Annotated in this window: 33 protein-coding genes; all 33 read right to left on the bottom strand. The window is 58.7% G+C overall.

Going from position 1 to position 20,669, the window contains the following annotated elements; genetic code table 11:
- Positions 1-13: 13 nt before the first annotated feature.
- On the bottom strand, positions 14-2,164 hold the full coding sequence (katG, locus tag KF707C_RS02970; protein ID WP_004419940.1) for a catalase/peroxidase HPI: 2,151 nt from the start codon (positions 2,162-2,164) through the stop codon (positions 14-16).
- A 308-nt stretch (positions 2,165-2,472) separates the two neighbouring features.
- A complete protein-coding gene (gene rplQ / locus KF707C_RS02965) occupies positions 2,473-2,862 on the bottom strand; it encodes a 50S ribosomal protein L17 (protein ID WP_004419938.1) in 390 nt (129 codons plus the stop codon).
- A gap of 44 nt (positions 2,863-2,906) precedes the next feature.
- Positions 2,907-3,908, bottom strand: a complete 1,002-nt coding sequence (locus tag KF707C_RS02960) for a DNA-directed RNA polymerase subunit alpha (RefSeq protein WP_004419937.1) — start codon at positions 3,906-3,908, stop codon at positions 2,907-2,909.
- Positions 3,909-3,930: 22 nt separating this feature from the next.
- On the bottom strand, positions 3,931-4,551 hold the full coding sequence (gene rpsD, locus KF707C_RS02955; RefSeq protein WP_004419934.1) for a 30S ribosomal protein S4: 621 nt from the start codon (positions 4,549-4,551) through the stop codon (positions 3,931-3,933).
- An 18-nt stretch (positions 4,552-4,569) separates the two neighbouring features.
- Complete coding sequence (gene rpsK / locus KF707C_RS02950; protein WP_003093689.1) at positions 4,570-4,959, bottom strand: 30S ribosomal protein S11; 390 nt, start codon at positions 4,957-4,959, stop codon at positions 4,570-4,572.
- Positions 4,960-4,989: 30 nt separating this feature from the next.
- On the bottom strand, positions 4,990-5,346 hold the full coding sequence (gene rpsM / locus KF707C_RS02945) for a 30S ribosomal protein S13 (protein ID WP_003448758.1): 357 nt from the start codon (positions 5,344-5,346) through the stop codon (positions 4,990-4,992).
- Positions 5,347-5,478: 132 nt separating this feature from the next.
- On the bottom strand, positions 5,479-5,595 hold the full coding sequence (gene rpmJ, locus KF707C_RS02940) for a 50S ribosomal protein L36 (protein ID WP_003093693.1): 117 nt from the start codon (positions 5,593-5,595) through the stop codon (positions 5,479-5,481).
- Between the two features lie 30 nt (positions 5,596-5,625).
- Positions 5,626-6,954: a preprotein translocase subunit SecY gene (secY, locus tag KF707C_RS02935; protein ID WP_003448754.1), complete on the bottom strand. Its 1,329-nt coding sequence runs from the start codon at positions 6,952-6,954 to the stop codon at positions 5,626-5,628.
- Positions 6,955-7,389, bottom strand: a complete 435-nt coding sequence (gene rplO, locus KF707C_RS02930) for a 50S ribosomal protein L15 (RefSeq protein ID WP_036991156.1) — start codon at positions 7,387-7,389, stop codon at positions 6,955-6,957.
- A 3-nt stretch (positions 7,390-7,392) separates the two neighbouring features.
- Positions 7,393-7,569, bottom strand: a complete 177-nt coding sequence (gene rpmD, locus KF707C_RS02925) for a 50S ribosomal protein L30 (RefSeq protein WP_036991154.1) — start codon at positions 7,567-7,569, stop codon at positions 7,393-7,395.
- 2 nt (positions 7,570-7,571) lie between these two features.
- Positions 7,572-8,072 carry a 30S ribosomal protein S5 gene (gene rpsE, locus KF707C_RS02920; RefSeq protein WP_003448746.1) on the bottom strand — a complete coding sequence of 167 codons (501 nt, stop codon included), beginning with the start codon at positions 8,070-8,072 and terminating at the stop codon, positions 7,572-7,574.
- 3 nt (positions 8,073-8,075) lie between these two features.
- Entirely contained in the window at positions 8,076-8,426 is a 351-nt protein-coding gene (rplR, locus tag KF707C_RS02915; RefSeq protein WP_003448744.1) for a 50S ribosomal protein L18, read from the bottom strand.
- A gap of 10 nt (positions 8,427-8,436) precedes the next feature.
- On the bottom strand, positions 8,437-8,970 hold the full coding sequence (rplF, locus tag KF707C_RS02910; protein ID WP_003448742.1) for a 50S ribosomal protein L6: 534 nt from the start codon (positions 8,968-8,970) through the stop codon (positions 8,437-8,439).
- 12 nt (positions 8,971-8,982) lie between these two features.
- Positions 8,983-9,375, bottom strand: coding sequence for a 30S ribosomal protein S8 (gene rpsH, locus KF707C_RS02905; protein WP_036991152.1), 393 nt, complete (start codon positions 9,373-9,375; stop codon positions 8,983-8,985).
- Positions 9,376-9,566: 191 nt separating this feature from the next.
- On the bottom strand, positions 9,567-9,872 hold the full coding sequence (gene rpsN / locus KF707C_RS02900; protein WP_003448740.1) for a 30S ribosomal protein S14: 306 nt from the start codon (positions 9,870-9,872) through the stop codon (positions 9,567-9,569).
- Positions 9,873-9,885: 13 nt separating this feature from the next.
- A complete protein-coding gene (rplE, locus tag KF707C_RS02895) occupies positions 9,886-10,425 on the bottom strand; it encodes a 50S ribosomal protein L5 (RefSeq protein ID WP_003448738.1) in 540 nt (179 codons plus the stop codon).
- A 20-nt stretch (positions 10,426-10,445) separates the two neighbouring features.
- Positions 10,446-10,760 carry a 50S ribosomal protein L24 gene (gene rplX, locus KF707C_RS02890; protein WP_003448735.1) on the bottom strand — a complete coding sequence of 105 codons (315 nt, stop codon included), beginning with the start codon at positions 10,758-10,760 and terminating at the stop codon, positions 10,446-10,448.
- Between the two features lie 12 nt (positions 10,761-10,772).
- Positions 10,773-11,141 carry a 50S ribosomal protein L14 gene (gene rplN / locus KF707C_RS02885; protein WP_003448734.1) on the bottom strand — a complete coding sequence of 123 codons (369 nt, stop codon included), beginning with the start codon at positions 11,139-11,141 and terminating at the stop codon, positions 10,773-10,775.
- Positions 11,142-11,163: 22 nt separating this feature from the next.
- Positions 11,164-11,430 (bottom strand): 30S ribosomal protein S17, encoded by a 267-nt coding sequence (gene rpsQ, locus KF707C_RS02880; protein WP_003448733.1) that lies wholly within the window; start codon positions 11,428-11,430, stop codon positions 11,164-11,166.
- 2 nt (positions 11,431-11,432) lie between these two features.
- Complete coding sequence (gene rpmC, locus KF707C_RS02875) at positions 11,433-11,624, bottom strand: 50S ribosomal protein L29 (RefSeq protein WP_003448732.1); 192 nt, start codon at positions 11,622-11,624, stop codon at positions 11,433-11,435.
- Positions 11,624-12,037: a 50S ribosomal protein L16 gene (rplP, locus tag KF707C_RS02870; protein WP_003448731.1), complete on the bottom strand. Its 414-nt coding sequence runs from the start codon at positions 12,035-12,037 to the stop codon at positions 11,624-11,626. Before rplP ends, rpmC begins: the two co-directional genes overlap by 1 nt.
- A 12-nt stretch (positions 12,038-12,049) precedes the next feature.
- Positions 12,050-12,736 (bottom strand): 30S ribosomal protein S3, encoded by a 687-nt coding sequence (rpsC, locus tag KF707C_RS02865; protein WP_003448730.1) that lies wholly within the window; start codon positions 12,734-12,736, stop codon positions 12,050-12,052.
- Positions 12,737-12,749: 13 nt separating this feature from the next.
- Entirely contained in the window at positions 12,750-13,082 is a 333-nt protein-coding gene (gene rplV / locus KF707C_RS02860; RefSeq protein WP_007161246.1) for a 50S ribosomal protein L22, read from the bottom strand.
- A 13-nt stretch (positions 13,083-13,095) separates the two neighbouring features.
- Positions 13,096-13,371, bottom strand: a complete 276-nt coding sequence (rpsS, locus tag KF707C_RS02855) for a 30S ribosomal protein S19 (RefSeq protein WP_003448728.1) — start codon at positions 13,369-13,371, stop codon at positions 13,096-13,098.
- A 14-nt stretch (positions 13,372-13,385) separates the two neighbouring features.
- Positions 13,386-14,207, bottom strand: coding sequence for a 50S ribosomal protein L2 (rplB, locus tag KF707C_RS02850; RefSeq protein WP_003448727.1), 822 nt, complete (start codon positions 14,205-14,207; stop codon positions 13,386-13,388).
- Between the two features lie 11 nt (positions 14,208-14,218).
- Complete coding sequence (gene rplW / locus KF707C_RS02845; protein WP_003448726.1) at positions 14,219-14,518, bottom strand: 50S ribosomal protein L23; 300 nt, start codon at positions 14,516-14,518, stop codon at positions 14,219-14,221.
- Positions 14,515-15,117 carry a 50S ribosomal protein L4 gene (gene rplD, locus KF707C_RS02840; RefSeq protein WP_003448725.1) on the bottom strand — a complete coding sequence of 201 codons (603 nt, stop codon included), beginning with the start codon at positions 15,115-15,117 and terminating at the stop codon, positions 14,515-14,517. The genes rplW and rplD overlap by 4 nt, the downstream gene beginning before the upstream one ends.
- 14 nt (positions 15,118-15,131) lie before the next feature.
- Positions 15,132-15,767, bottom strand: coding sequence for a 50S ribosomal protein L3 (rplC, locus tag KF707C_RS02835; RefSeq protein ID WP_003448721.1), 636 nt, complete (start codon positions 15,765-15,767; stop codon positions 15,132-15,134).
- Between the two features lie 88 nt (positions 15,768-15,855).
- A complete protein-coding gene (gene rpsJ, locus KF707C_RS02830) occupies positions 15,856-16,167 on the bottom strand; it encodes a 30S ribosomal protein S10 (RefSeq protein ID WP_003243886.1) in 312 nt (103 codons plus the stop codon).
- Between the two features lie 156 nt (positions 16,168-16,323).
- On the bottom strand, positions 16,324-17,517 hold the full coding sequence (gene tuf / locus KF707C_RS02825; RefSeq protein WP_096368001.1) for an elongation factor Tu: 1,194 nt from the start codon (positions 17,515-17,517) through the stop codon (positions 16,324-16,326).
- Between the two features lie 30 nt (positions 17,518-17,547).
- Entirely contained in the window at positions 17,548-19,677 is a 2,130-nt protein-coding gene (fusA, locus tag KF707C_RS02820) for an elongation factor G (RefSeq protein WP_003448711.1), read from the bottom strand.
- A gap of 18 nt (positions 19,678-19,695) precedes the next feature.
- Positions 19,696-20,166 (bottom strand): 30S ribosomal protein S7, encoded by a 471-nt coding sequence (gene rpsG / locus KF707C_RS02815; RefSeq protein WP_003448710.1) that lies wholly within the window; start codon positions 20,164-20,166, stop codon positions 19,696-19,698.
- A gap of 109 nt (positions 20,167-20,275) precedes the next feature.
- Positions 20,276-20,647, bottom strand: a complete 372-nt coding sequence (gene rpsL / locus KF707C_RS02810) for a 30S ribosomal protein S12 (RefSeq protein ID WP_003448708.1) — start codon at positions 20,645-20,647, stop codon at positions 20,276-20,278.
- Between the last annotated feature and the right edge of the window lie 22 nt (positions 20,648-20,669).

Below are 20,669 nucleotides of genomic sequence, written 5' to 3'. Positions count from 1 at the left end.
TGGTGCGGGTGAATCAGGCCAGATCGAAACGATCGAGGTTCATCACTTTGGTCCAGGCGGCCACGAAGTCCCTGGCGAACTTCTCCTTGGCATCGGTACTGGCGTAGACCTCCGCATAGGCGCGCAGCACCGAGTTGGAACCGAACACCAGATCACTGCGGGTACCGGTGAACTTCAGGTCCCCGGTCTTGCGATCACGCCCTTCGAAGACTTCGCCACTGGCATCAGCCGGCTTCCACTCGGTCGCCATGTCCAGCAGGTTGACGAAGAAATCGTTGCTGAGAACGCCCACCTTGTCGGTGAACACCCCATGCTGGCTGCCATCGTAGTTGGCACCCAGCACCCGCAGGCCGCCGACCAGTACGGTCAACTCCGGCGCGGTCAGGGTCAGCAACTGCGCCTTGTCCACCAGCATCGCTTCCGTGGGAACGCCCAGATTGGCCTTGGCGTAGTTACGGAAGCCGTCCGCCGCCGGCTCCAGCACATCGAAGGAGTCGACATCGGTCTGGTCCTGACGGGCATCGACCCGGCCCGGCGCGAAGGGAACGTCGACACTGATACCGGCCGCCTTGGCGGCGAGCTCGATCCCGACATTCCCCGCCAGGACGATCACATCGGCCAGGGATGCCTTGCCCGATGCCTGCTGGATCTCCACGAGCTTGGGCAGGGCGCCCATGGCGCGCTGGTTCACCGGCCAATCCTTCTGGGGCGCGAGAGCCAGGCGGGCACCGTTGGCGCCGCCACGCTTGTCACCGCCACGGAAGGTGGAGGCTGACGCCCAGGCGACGGACACGAGATCGCCTACCGAAAGCCCGGATGCGGCGATGCGCGATTTCAGGTCGGCAATGTCCGCCGCGCTGGGATTATGGGTCGGCGCGGGCAAGGGATCCTGCCAGATCAGGTCCTCCTTCGGCACCTCCGGCCCCAGGTAGCGGGCCTTCGGCCCCATGTCGCGGTGGGTCAGCTTGTACCAGGCGCGCGCGAAGGCATCGGCGAAGGCCTGCGGATCATCCAGGAAACGCTTGGAGATCTTGCCGAACTCAGGATCGAATCGCAGGGTCAGGTCGGTGGTAAGCATGGTCGGCTTGTGGAACTTGCCGGGGACATGGGCGTCCGGAATGATCTCCGGCGCGTCCTTGGCCACCCACTGCTTGGCCCCTGCGGGCGAGGTGGTCAGCTCCCACTCGTACTTGAACAGGTTCTCGAAGAAGTTGTTGCTCCACAGGGCGGGGGTCTTGGTCCAGGTGACTTCAATGCCACTGGAAATGGTGTCCTTGCCATGACCGCTCCCGAAACTGCTCATCCAGCCCAGGCCCTGGGCCTCGATCGGCGCGCCCTCCGGTTCCGGCCCCTTGTGGGACTCGGGAGCCGCGCCGTGGGCCTTGCCAAAGGTGTGACCACCGGCGATCAACGCCACGGTCTCTTCGTCATCCATGGCCATGCGGCCGAAGGTGGCTCGGATGTCCTTGGCGGCCAGCATGTAGTCGCCGCTGGCGTTCGGGCCCTCGGGGTTCACGTAGATCAGGCCCATATGGGTGGCGCCGAACGGCGGGGTCAGCTCACGGTCGTCCTTCACACGCTCGGCGTCGACACCCAGCCAGGCGACCTCGGCCCCCCAGTTCACATCCAGGTCCGGTTCCCAGACATCCTCGCGACCGGCGCCAAACCCGAAGGTGCGGAACCCCATGGACTCGAGGGCGACGTTACCGGCGAGCACCAGCAGATCAGCCCAGGAAATCTTCTGGCCATACTTCTGCTTGATGGGCCAGAGCAGTCGACGGGTCTTGTCGATGTTGACGTTATCGGGCCAGGAGTTGAGGGGAGCGAAACGCTGCTGGCCGCGGCCACCACCACCACGACCGTCGGTTGTGCGGTAGGTACCCGTGGCGTGCCAGGCCATGCGGATCATCTGGGGACCGTAGTGGCCGAAGTCGGCAGGCCACCAGTCCTGGGAGTCGGTCATCAGTCTGACCAGGTCTGCCTTGAGCGCCTTGTAGTCGAGCTTCTTGAACTCTTCGGCGTAGTTGAACTTCGCACCGAGGGGGTTGGATTTGTCGGAATGCTGGTTGAGCAGATCAACGCGAAGCTGGTTGGGCCACCAATCCCGGTTGGTAGTGCCGCCGCCGGCGACATGATTGAACGGGCATTTACCTTGGTTCGTCATTGTTCCCTCCTTCTCCTCATCAGGTCGGCCATGCATCAGCGGCCAACGGTTGACTAAGACTAGACCGCGTTCTTTTGAAGAGCCAATTTATGAATATCAATAGATCGATAGTTTTTTTCTTCAGGCGAACCGCGAAGAATGAACTACGCGCCTATCGCACCCAGGCAGCGTCGGATACCGCTTCCTTGGGTTCATGGCCGGAGCGCGGTGACGAGGACAGTAGAGGCGGAGAGAAGGTGTTGCATCAGGACAAGTCAGAATAAAAAAACCGGGCACAAGGCCCGGTTTCTTTTATTGCTGCGACCGAATTACTCGGCTGCGGCCTCGACTTCACCAGCGACCGGACGGTCAACCAGCTCGACGTAAGCCATGGGAGCGTTGTCGCCAGCGCGGAAACCGCACTTCAGGATGCGCAGGTAGCCACCCTGACGGTTGGCATAGCGCTTGCCCAGGTCGTTGAACAGTTTGCCGACGGCAGCTTTCGAACGAGTACGGTCGAAAGCCAGACGACGGTTGGCAACGCTGTCTTCCTTGGCCAGGGTGATCAGCGGCTCGGCAACGCGACGCAGTTCCTTGGCTTTGGGCAGGGTGGTTTTGATCAGTTCGTGCTCGAACAGCGACACCGCCATGTTCTGGAACATGGCCTTGCGGTGTGCGCTGGTGCGGCTGAGGTGACGGCCACTTTTACGATGACGCATGGTTCAATTCCTTACCAAACTTCTACGTTCGGTGATTACGACGATCAGGCAGTCGCCTTGTCGTCCTTCTTGAGACTTGCCGGCGGCCAGTTGTCGAGGCGCATACCGAGGGACAGACCGCGGGAGGCCAGGACGTCCTTGATCTCAGTCAGGGACTTCTTGCCCAGGTTCGGAGTCTTCAACAGCTCTACTTCGGTGCGCTGAATCAGGTCACCGATGTAGTAGATGTTCTCCGCCTTGAGGCAGTTGGCCGAACGAACGGTCAGCTCGAGGTCATCAACAGGACGCAGCAGGATCGGGTCGATCTCGTCCTCCTGCTCGACCACTACCGGCTCGGCGTCGCCTTTCAGGTCGACGAACGCAGCCAGTTGGTGTTGCAGGATGGTAGCGGCGCGACGGATGGCCTCTTCAGGATCCAGGGTGCCGTTGGTTTCGAGATCGATGACCAGCTTGTCCAGGTTGGTGCGCTGCTCGACACGGGCGTTTTCTACCACGTAGGCAACACGGCGGACCGGGCTGAACGAGGCGTCGAGCTGCAGACGACCAATGCTGCGGCTCTCGTCTTCGTCGCTCTGGCGCGCGTCGGCGGGCTCATAGCCACGACCGCGGGACACCTTGAGCTTCATGTTCAGGACACCGTTATCCGCCAGGTTGGCGATCACGTGGTCGCCGTTGACGATTTCGACATCATGATCCAGCTGAATATCGGCGGCAGTGACCACGCCCGGGCCCTTCTTCGACAGGCTCAGCGTTACTTCGTCACGGCCGTGCAGCTTGATGGCCAGGCCTTTCAGGTTGAGCAGGATTTCAATGACGTCTTCCTGAACACCTTCGATGGCACTGTACTCGTGGAGTACGCCGTCGATCTCGGCCTCGACTACTGCACAGCCAGGCATGGAGGACAACAGGATGCGACGCAGCGCGTTGCCCAGGGTATGGCCGAAACCACGCTCGAGAGGCTCGAGCGTGATCTTGGCGCGGGTCTGACTGACCACCTGCACATCAATGTGGCGGGGGGTCAGGAACTCATTTACCGAACTCTGCATGGATGCACCTATTTTCTAGCCCTTACTTGGAGTAGAGCTCGACAATCAGGTTTTCGTTGATGTCGGCGGACAGATCGCTGCGAGCCGGCACGCTCTTGAACACGCCGGACTTCTTCTCTGCGTCCACCTCAACCCACTCGGCACGGCCGCGCTGGGCGCTGAGCTCGAGGGCCTGGGAGATACGCAGTTGGTTCTTGGACTTCTCGCGAACGGCTACCACGTCACCAGCTTTGATCTGGAAGGACGGGACGTTCACGGTCTGGCCGTTGACGGTGATGGACTTGTGGGAAACCAGCTGACGAGATTCGGCACGAGTAGCGCCAAAGCCCATGCGGTAAACCACGTTGTCCAGACGGCACTCCAGCAGCTGCAGCAGGTTCTCGCCGGTAGCGCCCTTGCGACGGGCAGCTTCCTTGTAGTAACCGCTGAACTGACGCTCCAGTACGCCGTAGATACGACGGACTTTCTGCTTTTCACGCAGCTGGGTACCGTAGTCGGACAGACGACCACGACGAGCGCCGTGCTGGCCGGGGGCCGATTCGATGTTGCACTTGGATTCGAGCGCGCGGGCACCACTCTTCAGGAAGAGGTCGGTACCTTCACGACGGGACAGTTTGCACTTGGGACCAATGTAACGAGCCATTTCTCACTGTCTCCTGTCTTACACGCGACGCTTCTTCGGCGGACGGCACCCGTTGTGCGGGATAGGCGTCACGTCGGTGATGCTGGCGATCTTGTAGCCGCAAGCGTTCAGAGCACGCACGGCGGATTCGCGACCCGGACCCGGGCCCTTGACGTTTACGTCGAGGTTCTTCAGGCCGTATTCCAGAGCAGCCTGACCGGCACGCTCAGCTGCAACCTGGGCAGCGAACGGGGTGCTCTTACGGGAACCGCGGAAACCGGAACCACCGGAGGTCGCCCAGGACAATGCGTTGCCCTGACGATCAGTGATGGTAACGATGGTGTTGTTGAAAGAAGCGTGGATATGGGCGATCCCATCCACCACTGTCTTTTTGACTTTCTTACGAGGACGAGCAGCAGGCTTAGCCATGACTTAATTCCTGTCGATTCGCGGGCGCAATTACTTGCGGATCGGCTTACGCGGGCCCTTGCGGGTACGCGCGTTGGTCTTGGTGCGCTGGCCATGAACGGGCAGGCCGCGACGGTGACGCAGACCGCGGTAGCAGCCCAGATCCATCAGACGCTTGATGTTCATGTTGATTTCGCGGCGCAGGTCACCTTCAGTGGTGAGCTTCGCGACTTCGCCACGCAGCTGTTCGATCTGCTCGTCGGACAGATCCTTGATCTTTGCCGCCGGGTTCACGCCGGTGACAGCGCAGATTTTCTGCGCAGTGGTGCGACCAACACCGTAGATGTAGGTCAGCGAGATAACAGTGTGCTTGTTATCTGGAATGTTGACGCCTGCAATACGGGCCATTCAGTGAAACTCCAGTTGACAGCTACCTACGCCCCGGAAGCCAAGAAAAGGGCGCGAGATATTAGCGCTGTAAAAACGATTAATCAACCCGGCAGCGCACTAGCTGCCGGGTTCACGACGCGTGAATCACACTCAGCCTTGGCGCTGTTTGTGACGCGGTTCCGCGCTGCAGATCACGCGAACGATACCGTCGCGACGGATGATCTTGCAGTTGCGGCACAGCTTTTTCACCGATGCACGAACTTTCATCAGTAACTCCTAGAACCTTACGGAACCGGGTCAGCGGAGCATGCCGCCGCCGTAGCCCTTCAGGTTGGCTTTCTTCATCAGGGATTCGTACTGGTGCGAAACGAGGTGCGATTGTACTTGGGCCATAAAGTCCATCACAACCACGACCACGATCAGCAACGAGGTCCCGCCAAGGTAGAACGGTACATTCGCTGCAACCACCAGGAACTGGGGCAACAGGCAAACAGCCGTCATGTACAGGGCACCGAACATGGTCAGACGAGTCAGTACGCCATCGATATAGCGCGCAGACTGCTCACCAGGACGAATACCCGGAATAAAGGCACCGGACTTCTTCAGGTTCTCCGCCACGTCTTTCGGATTGAACATCAGCGCTGTGTAGAAGAAGCAGAAGAAGATGATCCCTGCACTAAACAGCAGAATGTTCAACGGCTGACCAGGAGCGATAGCCTGTGCGACGTCCTGCAGCCAGCCCATGCTTTCGGACTGACCGAACCAGGCGCCCAGAGAGGCCGGGAACAGCAGGATGCTGCTGGCGAAAATAGCCGGAATCACACCAGCCATGTTCACCTTCAACGGCAGGTGGCTCGTCTGCGCAGCGAAGACCTTACGGCCCTGCTGACGCTTGGCGTAGTGCACCGCGATACGGCGCTGACCACGCTCGATGAACACAACGAAACCGATGATCGCTACTGCCAGCAAACCGATTGCGACCAAGGCGAAGATGTTGATATCGCCTTGACGAGCAGACTCGAAGGACTGCCCGATCGCACTCGGCAGACCGGCCACGATGCCAGCAAAAATCAGCATCGAGATACCGTTGCCGACACCGCGCTCAGTAATCTGCTCGCCCAACCACATCATGAACATCGCACCAGCCACGAAGGTGGTGACCGCCACGAAGTGGAAGCCGAAATCAGACGCGAAAGCGACGCCCTGACCGGCCAGACCAACGGACATGCCGATGGCCTGAACCAGTGCCAGGACTACAGTGCCGTAGCGGGTGTACTGGCTGATCTTGCGACGGCCAGCTTCACCTTCCTTCTTCAACTGCTCCAGTTGCGGACTGATCGCGGTCATGAGCTGCATGATGATCGACGCCGAGATGTACGGCATGATCCCCAACGCAAAAATACTCATGCGCTCCAGCGCGCCACCGGAAAACATGTTGAACAAGCTAAGAATGGTCCCCTCATTCTGCCGAAACAGCTCGGCCAGCCGGTCAGGGTTGATACCCGGCACTGGGATGTGCGCGCCGATCCGGTAGACGATGATCGCCAGGAACAGGAAACGCAGTCGAGCCCAGAGCTCGGACAACCCGCCATTGCTGAGCGCGGAGAGAGCACCTTGCTTAGCCATTTAGTCCTCGAACTTACCGCCAGCTGCTTCGATAGCCGCACGCGCACCTTTGGTGGCGGCGATACCTTTCAGGGTGACCGCGCGAGTAACGTCGCCGGACAGCATGACTTTCACACGCTGCACGTTCTGGTTAATCACGTTGGCATCCTTCAGCGCCTGCAGGGTAACGACGTCGCCTTCGACCTTGGCCAGCTCGGAAGTGCGCACTTCGGCGCGATCCATAGCCTTCAGGGATACGAAGCCGAACTTGGGCAGACGGCGATGCAGCGGCTGTTGGCCGCCTTCGAAGCCCGGAGCGATGGTGCCACCGGAGCGGGAGGTCTGACCTTTGTGACCGCGGCCACCAGTCTTGCCCAAACCGCTGCCGATACCACGGCCCGGACGGTGCTTCTCGCGACGGGCACCCGGCGCGGAACGCAGATCGTTCAGTTTCATGGATTAACCCTCGACACGCAGAAGGTAGTAAGCCTTGTTGATCATGCCGCGATTCTCAGGAGTGTCCTGAACTTCGACGGTGTGACCAATGCGACGCAGGCCGAGACCCTTGACGCAAGCCTTGTGGTTAGCCAGACGGCCATTAACGCTCTTGACCAGCGTTACTTTGACAGTTGCCATGATTAGAGAATCTCCTCGACGCTCTTACCACGCTTGGCCGCAACGGATTCAGGGGACTGCATGTTCTTCAGACCCTTGAAGGTGGCGTAAACCACGTTCACCGGATTGGTGGAACCGTAGCACTTGGCCAGAACGTTCTGCACACCGGCCACTTCCAGAACGGCACGCATGGCGCCGCCGGCGATGATACCGGTACCTTCGGAAGCCGGCTGCATGAACACCTTGGAGGCGCCGTGAGCGGACTTGATCGGGTACTGCAGGGTGGTGCCATCCAGGTCAACCTGGATCATGTTGCGGCGAGCAGCTTCCATCGCTTTCTGGATGGCAGCAGGTACTTCGCGGGACTTACCGCGACCGAAGCCAACGCGGCCTTTACCGTCACCCACCACCGTCAGTGCGGTGAAGGTGAAGATACGACCACCCTTAACGGTCTTGGCAACGCGATTAACCTGGACCAGCTTCTCGATGTAGCCTTCGTCGCGCTTTTGCTCGTTATTTGCCATAACTTAGAACTCCAGCCCGCCTTCACGAGCAGCATCAGCCAACGCCTTGACGCGGCCGTGGTACTTGAAGCCAGAACGATCGAACGCCACCTGAGTCACGCCAGCCGCTTTCGCACGCTCTGCAACCAGTTGACCAACCTTCTTGGCCGCGTCGACGTTGCCAGTGGCGCTGTCACGCAGTTCTTTGTCCAGGGTCGAGGCACTGGCCAGGACCTTGGCGCCGTCGGCCGAAATGACCTGGGCGTAGATGTGCTGGGAAGAGCGGTACACGCAGAGGCGTACGGCTTCCAGCTCGCGCATTTTCAGGCGTGCCTTGCGAGCGCGACGCAGACGAGTTTCTTTCTTTACGCTCATTTGCTATGCCCTACTTCTTCTTAGCTTCTTTACGACGGACGACTTCGTCGGCGTAACGTACACCCTTGCCCTTGTAAGGCTCCGGCGGACGGAAGTCGCGAATCTCAGCGGCCACCTGACCGACCAGCTGCTTGTCGATGCCCTTGATCAGGATATCGGTCTGGCTGGGGGTTTCAGCGGTAATGCCTTGCGGCAGTTCGTAGTCCACCGGATGCGAGAAGCCGAGGGCCAGGGACAGCACTTGACCTTTGGCCTGAGCCTTGTAACCAACGCCGACCAGCTGGAGCTTGCGCTCGAAGCCCTGGCTGACGCCGATCACCATGTTGTTCACCAACGCACGGGTGGTACCGGCCATGGCCTTGTTCTGCTGGTCACCGTTGCGAGCAGCGAAACGCAGCTCACCGGATTCTTCGAGAACTTCCACGGACGGATGTACTTTCAGCTCCAGGGTGCCCTTGGCGCCCTTGACCGAAAGCTGCTGACCAGCGAGTTTGATTTCTACGCCAGCGGGCAGCTTGACGGGGTTCTTAGCAACGCGAGACATGCTTCAACCCCCTTAGAACACAGTGCAAAGCACTTCGCCGCCAACACCAGCAGCGCGAGCAGCACGATCAGTCATCACACCCTTGTTGGTGGAAACGATCGAAACGCCCAGGCCGCCACGTACTTTGGGCAGCTGATCGACGGACTTGTACTGGCGCAGGCCAGGACGACTTACGCGCTTCAATTCCTCGATGACCGGACGGCCTTCGAAGTACTTGAGCTCGATGGACAGCAGCGGCTTGATGTCACTGCTGACTTGGTATCCCGAAATGTAACCTTCGTTCTTCAGAACGTCGGCTACTGCCACCTTCAGCTTGGAGGACGGCATGCTTACGACAGACTTTTCAGCCATCTGGGCATTACGGATACGAGTTAGCATGTCCGCTAACGGGTCCTGCATACTCATGGGCTAGATGCTCCTGATACAAAAAGAAATAGCCTTTCGGCTAACGTCACACACGGAAACCGGACAAATCGATGCCAGAACCGGGCGAGCCGGACATTCTAGAGAGAGTCCAGAAACGAATCAAGCCCCAAAAGGGGCTTGATTCCAATGATCCGGAAAGAGTCGACCGAAATCGACTCAACCCTTGATCATTACCAGCTGGCCTTGACCAGACCCGGCACATCACCGCGCATCGCGGCTTCACGCAGCTTGTTACGGCCGAGGCCGAACTTGCGGTACACGCCGTGCGGACGTCCGGTGATGCGGCAACGGTTACGCAGGCGCGAGGCACTGGCGTCACGAGGCTGCTTCTGCAGGGCTACCTGAGCTTCCCAACGAGCTTCCGGAGTGGAGTTCGGGTTGGCAATGGTAGCTTTCAGCTCGGCACGCTTCTTGGCGTACTTGGCAACCGTGCGCTGACGCTTCAGCTCGCGGTTCTTCATGCTTTGCTTGGCCATGTTCCTACTCCAATCAGTTGCGGAACGGGAAGTTGAAGGCGCGCAGCAGCGCACGACCTTCTTCGTCCGTACGGGCGGTGGTGGTCAGGGTGATGTCCAGACCGCGCAGCGCATCGATTTTGTCGTAATCGATTTCCGGGAAAATGATCTGCTCTTTAACACCCATGCTGTAGTTGCCACGACCGTCGAAGGACTTGGCATTCAGGCCGCGGAAGTCACGCACGCGCGGCAGGGAGATGGAGAGCAGGCGATCCAGGAACTCGTACATACGATCACGGCGGAGGGTGACCTTGACACCGATCGGCCAACCTTCGCGAACCTTGAAGCCAGCAATGGACTTGCGAGCGTAGGTCACGACGGCTTTCTGACCGGTGATCTTCTCCAGGTCGGCTACGGCGTTCTCGATGACTTTCTTGTCACCGATGGCCTCGCCCAGACCCATGTTCAGGGTGATCTTGGTGATGCGCGGAATTTCCATCACGTTGGCAAGCTGAAGTTGTTCCTTCAGCTTGGGAGCGATTTCGTTCCGGTAAATCTCTTTCAGTCGTGCCATGGTTATCTACCTAGCAGTTCTCAAGCATCAACCGGCTTTTGGGTCGACTTGAAGACACGAATTTTCTTACCGTCTTCAACCTTGAAGCCAACGCGGTCTGCCTTGTTGGTTTCAGCATTGAAAATGGCAACGTTGGAGAGGTGCAGAGGCGCCTCCCGCTCGACGATACCGCCCTGAACACCGGACATCGGGTTCGGCTTGGTATGGCGCTTGATCAGGTTCACGCCACCGACCAGCACACGGCTGTCAGCCAGAACCTTGAGCACCTTACCGCGCTTGCCTTTGTCTTTGCCGGCGATGACGATGATCTCGTCGTCACGACGAATCTTTTGCATGACGGCTTCTCCTTACAGCACTTCGGGGGCGAGCGAGACGATCTTCATGAACTTCTCGGAACGCAGTTCACGGGTCACGGGCCCGAAGATACGGGTGCCGATAGGCTCCTGCTTGTTGTTCAGCAGAACCGCGGCGTTGCCGTCGAAGCGGATGATCGAACCGTCGGGGCGACGAACGCCGTGCTTGGTGCGAACCACGACAGCGGTCATCACCTGGCCTTTCTTCACCTTGCCGCGGGGAATCGCTTCCTTCACGGTCACCTTGATGATGTCGCCGATACCGGCGTAACGACGGTGCGAACCACCAAGGACCTTGATGCACATAACGCGACGAGCACCGCTGTTGTCAGCGACGTCGAGCATGGATTGAGTCTGAATCATATCTTTCTCCGACCCTTAGTCCTTAGACTTCCACGGCACGTTCGACGACTTCCACCAGGGACCAGGACTTGGTCTTGGCCAGCGGACGGGTCTCACGAATGGTGACCTTGTCGCCGATGCGGCACTGGTTGGTTTCGTCGTGGGCGTGCAGCTTGGTCGAGCGCTTCACGTACTTACCGTAGATCGGGTGCTTAACGCGACGCTCGATCAGAACGGTGATGGTCTTGTCCATCTTGTCGCTGACAACGCGGCCGGTCAGCGTACGGACGGTTTTCTGAGCTTCAGCCATGATCACTTACCTGCTTGCTGGTTGAGCACAGTTTTCACGCGAGCGATGTCGCGCTTCACTTGCGAGAGCAGGTGAGACTGCCCCAACTGGCCAGTGGCTTTCTGCATGCGCAGATTGAACTGGTCGCGCAGCAGGCCAAGCAATTGCTCGTTCAGCTGCTCTACGGTCTTTTCACGAAGTTCCTTCGCTTTCATCACATCACCGTCCGCTTAACAAAGGAGGTGGCGAGCGGCAGCTTTGCAGCAGCCAGGGCAAATGCCTCACGCGCCAGCTCTTCGGAAACACCCTCGATCTCGTACAGGACCTTGCCCGGCTGAATCTGGGCAACCCAGTACTCGACGCCACCCTTACCTTTACCCATACGTACTTCCAGGGGCTTCTTGGTAACGGGCTTGTCAGGGAACACGCGGATCCAGATCTTGCCGCCACGCTTGACGTGACGGGTCAGGGCACGACGAGCGGCCTCGATCTGACGAGCGGTGAGACGACCACGGCCGGTCGCTTTCAGCGCGAATTCGCCGAAGCTGACCTTGCTACCGCGATGAGCCAGACCACGGTTGTGGCCGGTCATCTGCTTGCGGAATTTCGTACGCTTTGGTTGCAGCATGTTGCGTACTCCTTACTTAGCAGCTTTTTTACGAGGAGCGGGCGCTACGGGCTTCAGCTCTTCCTGGCGGCCACCAATGACCTCGCCTTTGAAGATCCAAACCTTCACACCGATCACACCGTAGGTGGTGTGCGCTTCATAGGTTGCGTAATCGATGTCGGCACGCAGGGTGTGCAGGGGCACACGACCTTCGCGGTACCATTCGGTACGAGCGATTTCAGCGCCACCGAGACGACCGCTAACCTGGATCTTGATGCCCTTGGCACCAATGCGCATGGCGTTCTGCACGGCGCGCTTCATAGCGCGACGGAACATCACGCGACGCTCCAGCTGCTGAGCTACGCTTTGCGCAACCAGCATACCGTCGAGCTCCGGCTTACGGATCTCTTCGATGTTGATGTGCACCGGCACACCCATTTGCTTGGTCAGGTCCTGACGCAGCTTCTCGACATCTTCACCCTTCTTGCCGATCACGATACCGGGACGGGCAGTGTGGATGGTGATGCGTGCGGTTTGAGCCGGACGAGCGATGTCGATACGGCTTACGGACGCGCTTTTTAGTTTGTCTTGGAGGTACTCACGCACCTTCAGGTCGGCAAACAGATAATCGGCATAAGTGCGCTTATCTGCGTACCAGACGGAGGTGTGCTCCTTGACGATGCCCAGGCGAATGCCAGTGGGATGTACTTTCTGACCCATCTGATCGACTCCGTTACTTGTCCGCAACCTTGACAGTGATATGGCAAGACCGCTTGACGATGCGATCAGCACGGCCCTTGGCGCGCGGCATGATGCGCTTCAGCGAACGCCCTTCGTTGACGAAGACGGTGGAGACCTTGAGATCATCCACATCAGCGCCTTCGTTGTGCTCGGCGTTGGCTACGGCCGACTCCAGCACTTTCTTCATGATTTCAGCGGCTTTCTTGCTGCTGAAAGTCAGCAGGTTGAGCGCTTCGCCCACCTTCTTCCCGCGGATCTGGTCGGCGACCAAGCGGGCTTTCTGGGCGGAGATTCGAGCGCCCGACAGCTTAGCGGCTACTTCCATCGTTCCTTACCCCTTAACGCTTGGCTTTCTTGTCCGCAGCGTGACCGCGATAGGTGCGGGTGCCAGCGAACTCGCCGAGTTTGTGGCCGACCATGTCTTCGTTCACGAGAACGGGGACGTGTTGACGACCGTTATGAACCGCGATGGTCAGACCAACCATTTGCGGCAGAATGATGGAGCGACGCGACCAGGTTTTCACCGGCTTGCGATCGTTTTTCTCCACCGCCACTTCGATCTTCTTCAGCAGGTGAAGATCGATAAAAGGACCTTTTTTCAGAGAACGCGGCACTGTCGTATCCTCAGTTATTTACGGCGACGGACGATCATGTTGTCGGTGCGCTTGTTCGCGCGGGTCTTCGCACCCTTGGTCGGGAAGCCCCACGGAGACACCGGATGACGGCCACCAGAGGTACGACCTTCACCACCACCATGCGGGTGGTCTACCGGGTTCATCGCCACGCCGCGGACGGTCGGGCGAACACCACGCCAGCGTTTGGCACCCGCTTTACCCAGCGAACGCAGGCTGTGCTCGGAGTTCGAGACTTCACCCAGAGTCGCACGGCACTCAGCCAGGACTTTACGCATTTCACCGGAGCGCAGACGCAGGGTCACGTAGGCACCTTCGCGAGCAACCAGCTGTACGGAAGCACCGGCGGAGCGGGCGATCTGAGCACCTTTACCGGGCTTCAGCTCGATACCGTGAACAGTGCTACCTACCGGAATGTTGCGCAGCGGGAGGGTATTACCTGCCTTGATCGGGGCATTGACGCCGGAGATCAGCTGGTCGCCAGCGCTCACGCCTTTCGGCGCGATGATGTAGCGACGCTCGCCATCGGCGTACTTCAGCAGAGCGATGTGAGCAGTACGGTTCGGGTCGTACTCGATGCGTTCAACGACAGCAGGAATGCCATCCTTGTTGCGACGAAAATCGACCAGACGGTAGTGCTGCTTGTGACCACCGCCAATATGACGGGTGGTGATGCGACCGTTGTTGTTACGGCCACCGCTCTTGGACTTCTTCTCGACCAGCGGAGCGTAGGGAGCGCCTTTGTGCAGCTCCTGGTTGACCACCTTGACCACGAAACGGCGGCCAGCGGAGGTCGGTTTGCATTTAACGATTGCCATGATGCACCCCTTTACTCAGCGCTGCTGGCGAAATCGAGATCTTGGCCCGGCTGAAGAGCGATGTACGCCTTCTTCCAGTCGTTACGCTTGCCCAGACCGCGAACAGTGCGCTTGGTCTTACCCTTGACGTTCAGGGTGTTGACTTCGGCTACTTTCACGTTGAACAGGCTTTCAACGGCCTTCTTGATTTCCAGCTTGGTTGCATCGGTGGCAACCTTGAAAACGAATTGGCTCTTGCCGTCGGCCAGCATGGTGGCCTTCTCGGAGATGTGCGGGCCAACCAGCACCTTGAATACGCGTTCCTGGTTCATCCCAGCAGCTCCTCGAATTTCTTCACGGCGGAGACAGTGATCAGCACCTTGTCGTACGCGATCAGGCTGACGGGGTCGGAGCCCTGTACATCACGAACGTCAACGTGCGGCAGATTGCGAGCAGCCAGGTACAGGTTCTGATCAACGGCATCGGAAACGATCAGCACATCGGTCAGCCCCAGGCCGTTCAGCTTGCCCAGCAGAGCCTTGGTTTTCGGAGCCTCGACAGCGAAGTCCTCAACCACAACCAGACGCTCCTGACGAACGAGCTCGGAGAGGATGGAGCGCAGGGCAGCGCGGTACATCTTCTTGTTGAGCTTCTGGGAGTGATCCTGGGGCTTGGCTGCGAAGGTGGTACCACCGGAGCGCCAGATGGGGCTGCGGATGGTACCAGCACGAGCACGACCAGTGCCCTTCTGACGCCACGGCTTCTTGCCACCACCGGAAACTTCGGAACGGGTCTTCTGCGCGCGAGTGCCCTGACGGCCACCGGCCATGTAGGCAACAACAGCCTGGTGAACCAGGGTCTCGTTGAACTCACCGCCAAAGGTACGCTCACTGACTTCGATAGCCTGAGCGCCATTTACATTCAATTGCATCTCAGCTTCCCCTCTTAACCGCGAGCCTTGGCAGCCGGACGCACGAGCACGTCACCACCAGTAGCGCCAGGAACAGCACCCTTGACCAGCAGCAGGTTGCGCTCTGCATCGACACGCACTACTTCCAGGGACTGAACGGTTACACGCTCGGCACCGAGGTGGCCGGACATTTTCTTGCCCTTGAAGACACGACCAGGAGTCTGGCACTGGCCGATGGAGCCCGGTACGCGGTGGGAAACGGAGTTGCCGTGGGTGTTATCTTGACCACGGAAGTTCCAGCGCTTGATGGTACCGGCAAAGCCTTTACCCTTGGACTGACCGGTAACATCTACCAGCTGGCCCGCCTGGAACAGCTCAGCAGTCAGTTGATCGCCAGCCTGGAACTCACCCTCTTCGAGGCGAAACTCCCAGACACCGCGACCAGCAGCCACGTTAGCCTTGGCGAAGTGACCGGCTTGCGCCTTGGTCACGCGAGAGGCGCGACGCTCGCCAACAGTTACCTGCACGGCACGATAGCCATCGCTCTCTTCGTTCTTGAACTGGGTCACACGATTCGGCTCGATCTCAATGACCGTAACCGGAATGGAGACACCTTCTTCGGTGAAAATGCGGGTCATGCCGCACTTACGACCGACTACACCAATAGTCATGTTGTAAAACCTCATGAGTGTACGGGGCTTTCACCCGCTATGGCCGCCCATTTCAGAGCGTTACACGACTAAAAAACCCGGGGGTTCGTTAGCCGAGGCTGATCTGCACTTCCACGCCTGCCGCAAGGTCGAGCTTCATCAGCGCATCGACGGTCTTATCCGTCGGCTGGACGATGTCCAGAACACGCTTATGAGTGCGGATCTCGTACTGATCGCGCGCGTCTTTATTGACGTGCGGAGAGATCAGAACGGTGTACCGCTCCTTACGAGTAGGCAGAGGAATAGGACCACGCACCTGAGCACCAGTACGTTTCGCGGTTTCCACGATTTCCTGGGTGGATTGATCGATCAGGCGATGGTCAAAAGCCTTCAACCGAATACGGATTTGTTGGTTTTGCATTTTGACCTCAGACTCTATCTCTGCTTGCCCCCAACGGGCGGACTACGCCCGTTAAAAGGAGGCGTGATTGTACGGATGCCCCAGAAGGGTGTCAACTTTTGATCAACCAAAAGAAAAGGGGCCCAAAGGGCCCCTTTTCTCAACGCAGATTTTCGATCACTCGAAGATCTTGGCGACCACGCCAGCGCCAACGGTACGACCACCTTCGCGGATAGCGAAGCGCAGGCCGTCTTCCATGGCGATCGGAGCGATCAGGGTAACAACCATCTTGATGTTGTCGCCCGGCATTACCATCTCAACGCCTTCCGGCAGCTCGCAGTTACCGGTCACGTCAGTGGTACGGAAGTAGAACTGCGGACGGTAGCCCTTGAAGAACGGAGTGTGACGACCACCCTCTTCCTTGGACAGCACGTACACTTCGCACTCGAACTTGGTGTGCGGCTTGATGGTGCCCGGCTTGGCCAGAACCTGACCACGCTCTACGTCGTCACGCTTGGTGCCGCGCAGCAGGGCGCCAATGTTCTCACCAGCACGACCTTCGTCGAGCAGCTTACGGAACATTTCAACACCGGTGCAGGTGGTCTTGGTGGTCGGACGGATACCGACGATTTCGATTTCCTCGCCCACCTTCACGATGCCGCGCTCTACACGACCGGTCACTACGGTGCCACGACCGGAGATGGAGAACACGTCCTCGATCGGCATCAGGAACGGCTGGTCGATGGCACGCACCGGCTCCGGAATGTAGGAGTCCAGGGTCTCAACCAGCTTACGAACGGCGGAAACGCCGATGCCGTTGTCGTCCTTGCCTTCCAGCGCCATCAGCGCGGAACCGATAACGATCGGAGTGTCGTCGCCCGGGAAGTCGTAGGTGTTCAGCAGATCGCGAACCTCCATCTCGACCAGCTCCAGCAGCTCGGCGTCGTCAACCATGTCGGCCTTGTTCAGGAACACGACGATGTAGGGTACGCCTACCTGACGGGACAGCAGGATGTGCTCGCGAGTCTGCGGCATGGGGCCGTCAGCGGCGGAGCAAACCAGGATAGCGCCATCCATCTGAGCAGCACCGGTGATCATGTTCTTCACGTAGTCAGCGTGACCGGGGCAGTCAACGTGAGCGTAGTGACGAACAGCGGAATCGTACTCAACGTGGGAAGTGTTGATGGTGATACCGCGAGCCTTCTCTTCCGGAGCGTTGTCGATCTGGTCGAACGCACGAGCCGAACCACCCCAGGTCTCGGAGCAGACCTTGGTCAGAGCAGCAGTCAGAGTGGTCTTGCCATGGTCAACGTGACCAATGGTGCCGACGTTGACGTGCGGTTTGTTACGTTCAAATTTTTCCTTAGCCACGACAGTAAACCTCTTACTTAAAGGGCTGAATCAACCTTGTTTTTTAACCAGCGCTTCGACGATGTTCGACGGAGCTTCGGCGTATTTGGAGAATTCCATGGAGTAGCTCGCGCGACCCTGGGACATGGAACGCACGTCGGTCGCGTAACCGAACATCTCACCCAGCGGAACCTCGGCACGAATAACCTTACCGGAAACCGAGTCTTCCATCCCCTGAATCAGACCGCGACGACGGTTCAGGTCACCCATCACGTCGCCCATGTAATCCTCAGGAGTCACTACCTCTACCTTCATGATCGGCTCAAGCACCTTACCACCGCCCTTCTGGGCCAGTTGCTTGGTCGCCATGGAAGCAGCGATCTTGAACGCCATCTCGTTGGAGTCGACGTCGTGGTAGGAACCGTCGAAAACGGTCGCCTTCAGGCCGATGAGCGGATAGCCAGCGACAACGCCGTTCTTCATCTGCTCTTCGATACCCTTCTGGATTGCCGGGATGTATTCCTTCGGAACCACACCACCTACCACTTCGTTGGTGAACACCAGACCTTCGGCGATGTTGCCCTTCTCGTCCACATCGGGAGCAGAGAAGCGGATCCAGCAGTGACCAAACTGACCACGACCACCGGACTGGCGAACGAACTTGCCTTCGATCTCGATGTTGTCCTTGGAGATGGTCTCGCGATAGGACACTTGCGGCTTGCCGATGTTGGCCTCAACGCCGAACTCGCGTTTCATGCGGTCGACGAGGATGTCCAGGTGCAGCTCACCCATACCGGAGATGATGGTCTGGCCGGTTTCTTCGTCAGTCTTCACGCGGAACGACGGGTCTTCCTGAGCCAGCTTGCCGAGGGCGATACCCATCTTCTCCTGGTCGGCCTTGGTCTTCGGCTCAACAGCAACCGAGATCACAGGCTCCGGGAAGTCCATACGCTCGAGGATGATCGGCTTCTCGATGTCGCACAGGGTGTCACCAGTGGTGACGTCCTTCATGCCGATCAGAGCGGCGATGTCGCCGGCGCGAACTTCCTTGATCTCATCACGCTGGTTCGCATGCATCTGCACCATACGACCAACGCGCTCTTTCTTGCCTTTCACGGAGTTGATAACCGAGTTACCGGACTCCAGAACGCCCGAGTAGACACGAACGAAGGTCAGAGTACCTACGAACGGGTCGGTAGCGATCTTGAACGCCAGAGCGGAGAACGGAGCATTATCGTCGGCCGGACGCTCGTCGTGAATTTCGTTGTCATCAGTGCTGTCCGGGTGGACACCCTGAATCGCCGGAATCTCGGTCGGAGCAGGCAGGAAGTCGATAACAGCGTCGAGAACCAGGGGCACGCCCTTGTTCTTGAAAGACGAGCCGCAGACAGCAGGAACGATTTCGCAGGCGATAGTACGCTGCCGCAGGCCAGCCTTGATCTCTTCGATCGACAGCTCACCCTCTTCCAGGTACTTGTTCATCAGCTCTTCGTTGGCCTCGGCAGCAGCCTCGACCATGTTGTTGCGCCACTCGCTGGCCAGGTCAACCAGCTCCGCAGGAATTTCTTCCTCGCGATAGGAGGTGCCCTTGTCATCTTCGTTCCAGTAGACGGCCTTCATCTTCAGCAGGTCGATCTGACCCTGGAAGTCGTCTTCCGCACCGATGGCCAGCTGAACCGGGACCGGGGTGTGACCCAGACGGTTCTTGATCTGACCGACGACACGCAGGAAGTCAGCGCCAGCACGGTCCATCTTGTTCACGTAGACGATACGCGGAACACCGTACTTGTTGGCTTGACGCCATACGGTTTCGGACTGCGGCTCAACGCCAGAAGTGCCGCAGAACACCACGACAGCACCGTCCAGCACGCGCAGGGAGCGCTCAACTTCAATGGTGAAGTCTACGTGGCCGGGGGTGTCGATGACGTTGACTCGGTACTTGTCGTACTGGCCGCGCGAACCTTCCCAGAAGGTGGTGATCGCAGCGGAGGTAATGGTGATACCACGCTCCTGCTCCTGCACCATCCAGTCGGTAGTGGCGGCGCCGTCGTGCACCTCACCCATCTTGTGGCTGAGACCTGTGTAGAACAGGATCCGCTCCGTAGTGGTGGTCTTACCGGCATCTACGTGGGCGCAGATACCGATGTTACGGTAGCGGTTGATTGGGGTTGTACGAGCCACGAAATAATCCTCGCGAGATTAGAAGCGATAATGCGAGAAGGCCTTGTTGGCCTCTGCCATGCGGTGCACGTCTTCACGCTTCTTGACAGCGGCGCCCTTGCCATCGAAGGCATCGAGCAGCTCGCCAGCCAGGCGCAGGGCCATGGATTTCTCGCCACGCTTACGCGCGGACTCAACCAGCCAACGCATGGCCAGGGCATTACGACGGGACGGACGAACTTCGACCGGAACCTGGTAAGTGGCACCGCCTACACGGCGGGACTTTACTTCGACCAGCGGAGCGATGGCGTCGAGAGCTTTCTCGAAGATTTCCAGGGGATCGCTGTTCTTGCGGGATTTGACGGTATCCAGGGCACCGTAAACGATGCGCTCGGCTACGGCCTTCTTGCCGCTTTCCATCACGTGGTTCATGAATTTGGCGAGGATCAGGCTTCCGTATTTCGGATCGTCCAGAATCTCACGCTTGGCTGCTACACGACGTCTTGGCATTGATAAGCCCTCAAACGGTCTTCAGGTTAGCCCGGGACCATAACCATAAGGTTACGCCCGACCTTACTCTTATCGACTCAATGAATATGAAAACTGGTCAGACACCGAATTACTTCGGACGCTTGGTACCGTACTTGGAACGACCCTGCTTACGGTCTTTAACGCCGGTGGTGTCCAGCGAACCGCGAACAGTGTGATAACGCACACCCGGGAGGTCCTTTACACGACCGCCGCGAATAAGCACCACGCTGTGCTCTTGCAGGTTGTGACCCTCACCACCGATGTACGAAGTCACTTCGTAGCCGTTGGTCAGACGAACACGGCAAACCTTACGGAGTGCGGAGTTCGGTTTCTTCGGCGTAGTGGTGTAAACGCGGGTGCAAACGCCACGACGCTGCGGGCAGTTTTGCAGCGCAGGTACGTCGGATTTCTCGACGATACGGCTGCGCGGCTTACGCACCAGCTGGTTGATAGTTGCCATCTAATTGCTCCACTGTTGTCTT

The sequence above is a fragment of the Pseudomonas furukawaii genome, from assembly GCF_002355475.1.
GTDB classification, from domain to species: Bacteria; Pseudomonadota; Gammaproteobacteria; order Pseudomonadales; family Pseudomonadaceae; genus Metapseudomonas; species Metapseudomonas furukawaii.
This window is presented reverse-complemented; position numbering and strand designations above follow the sequence as displayed.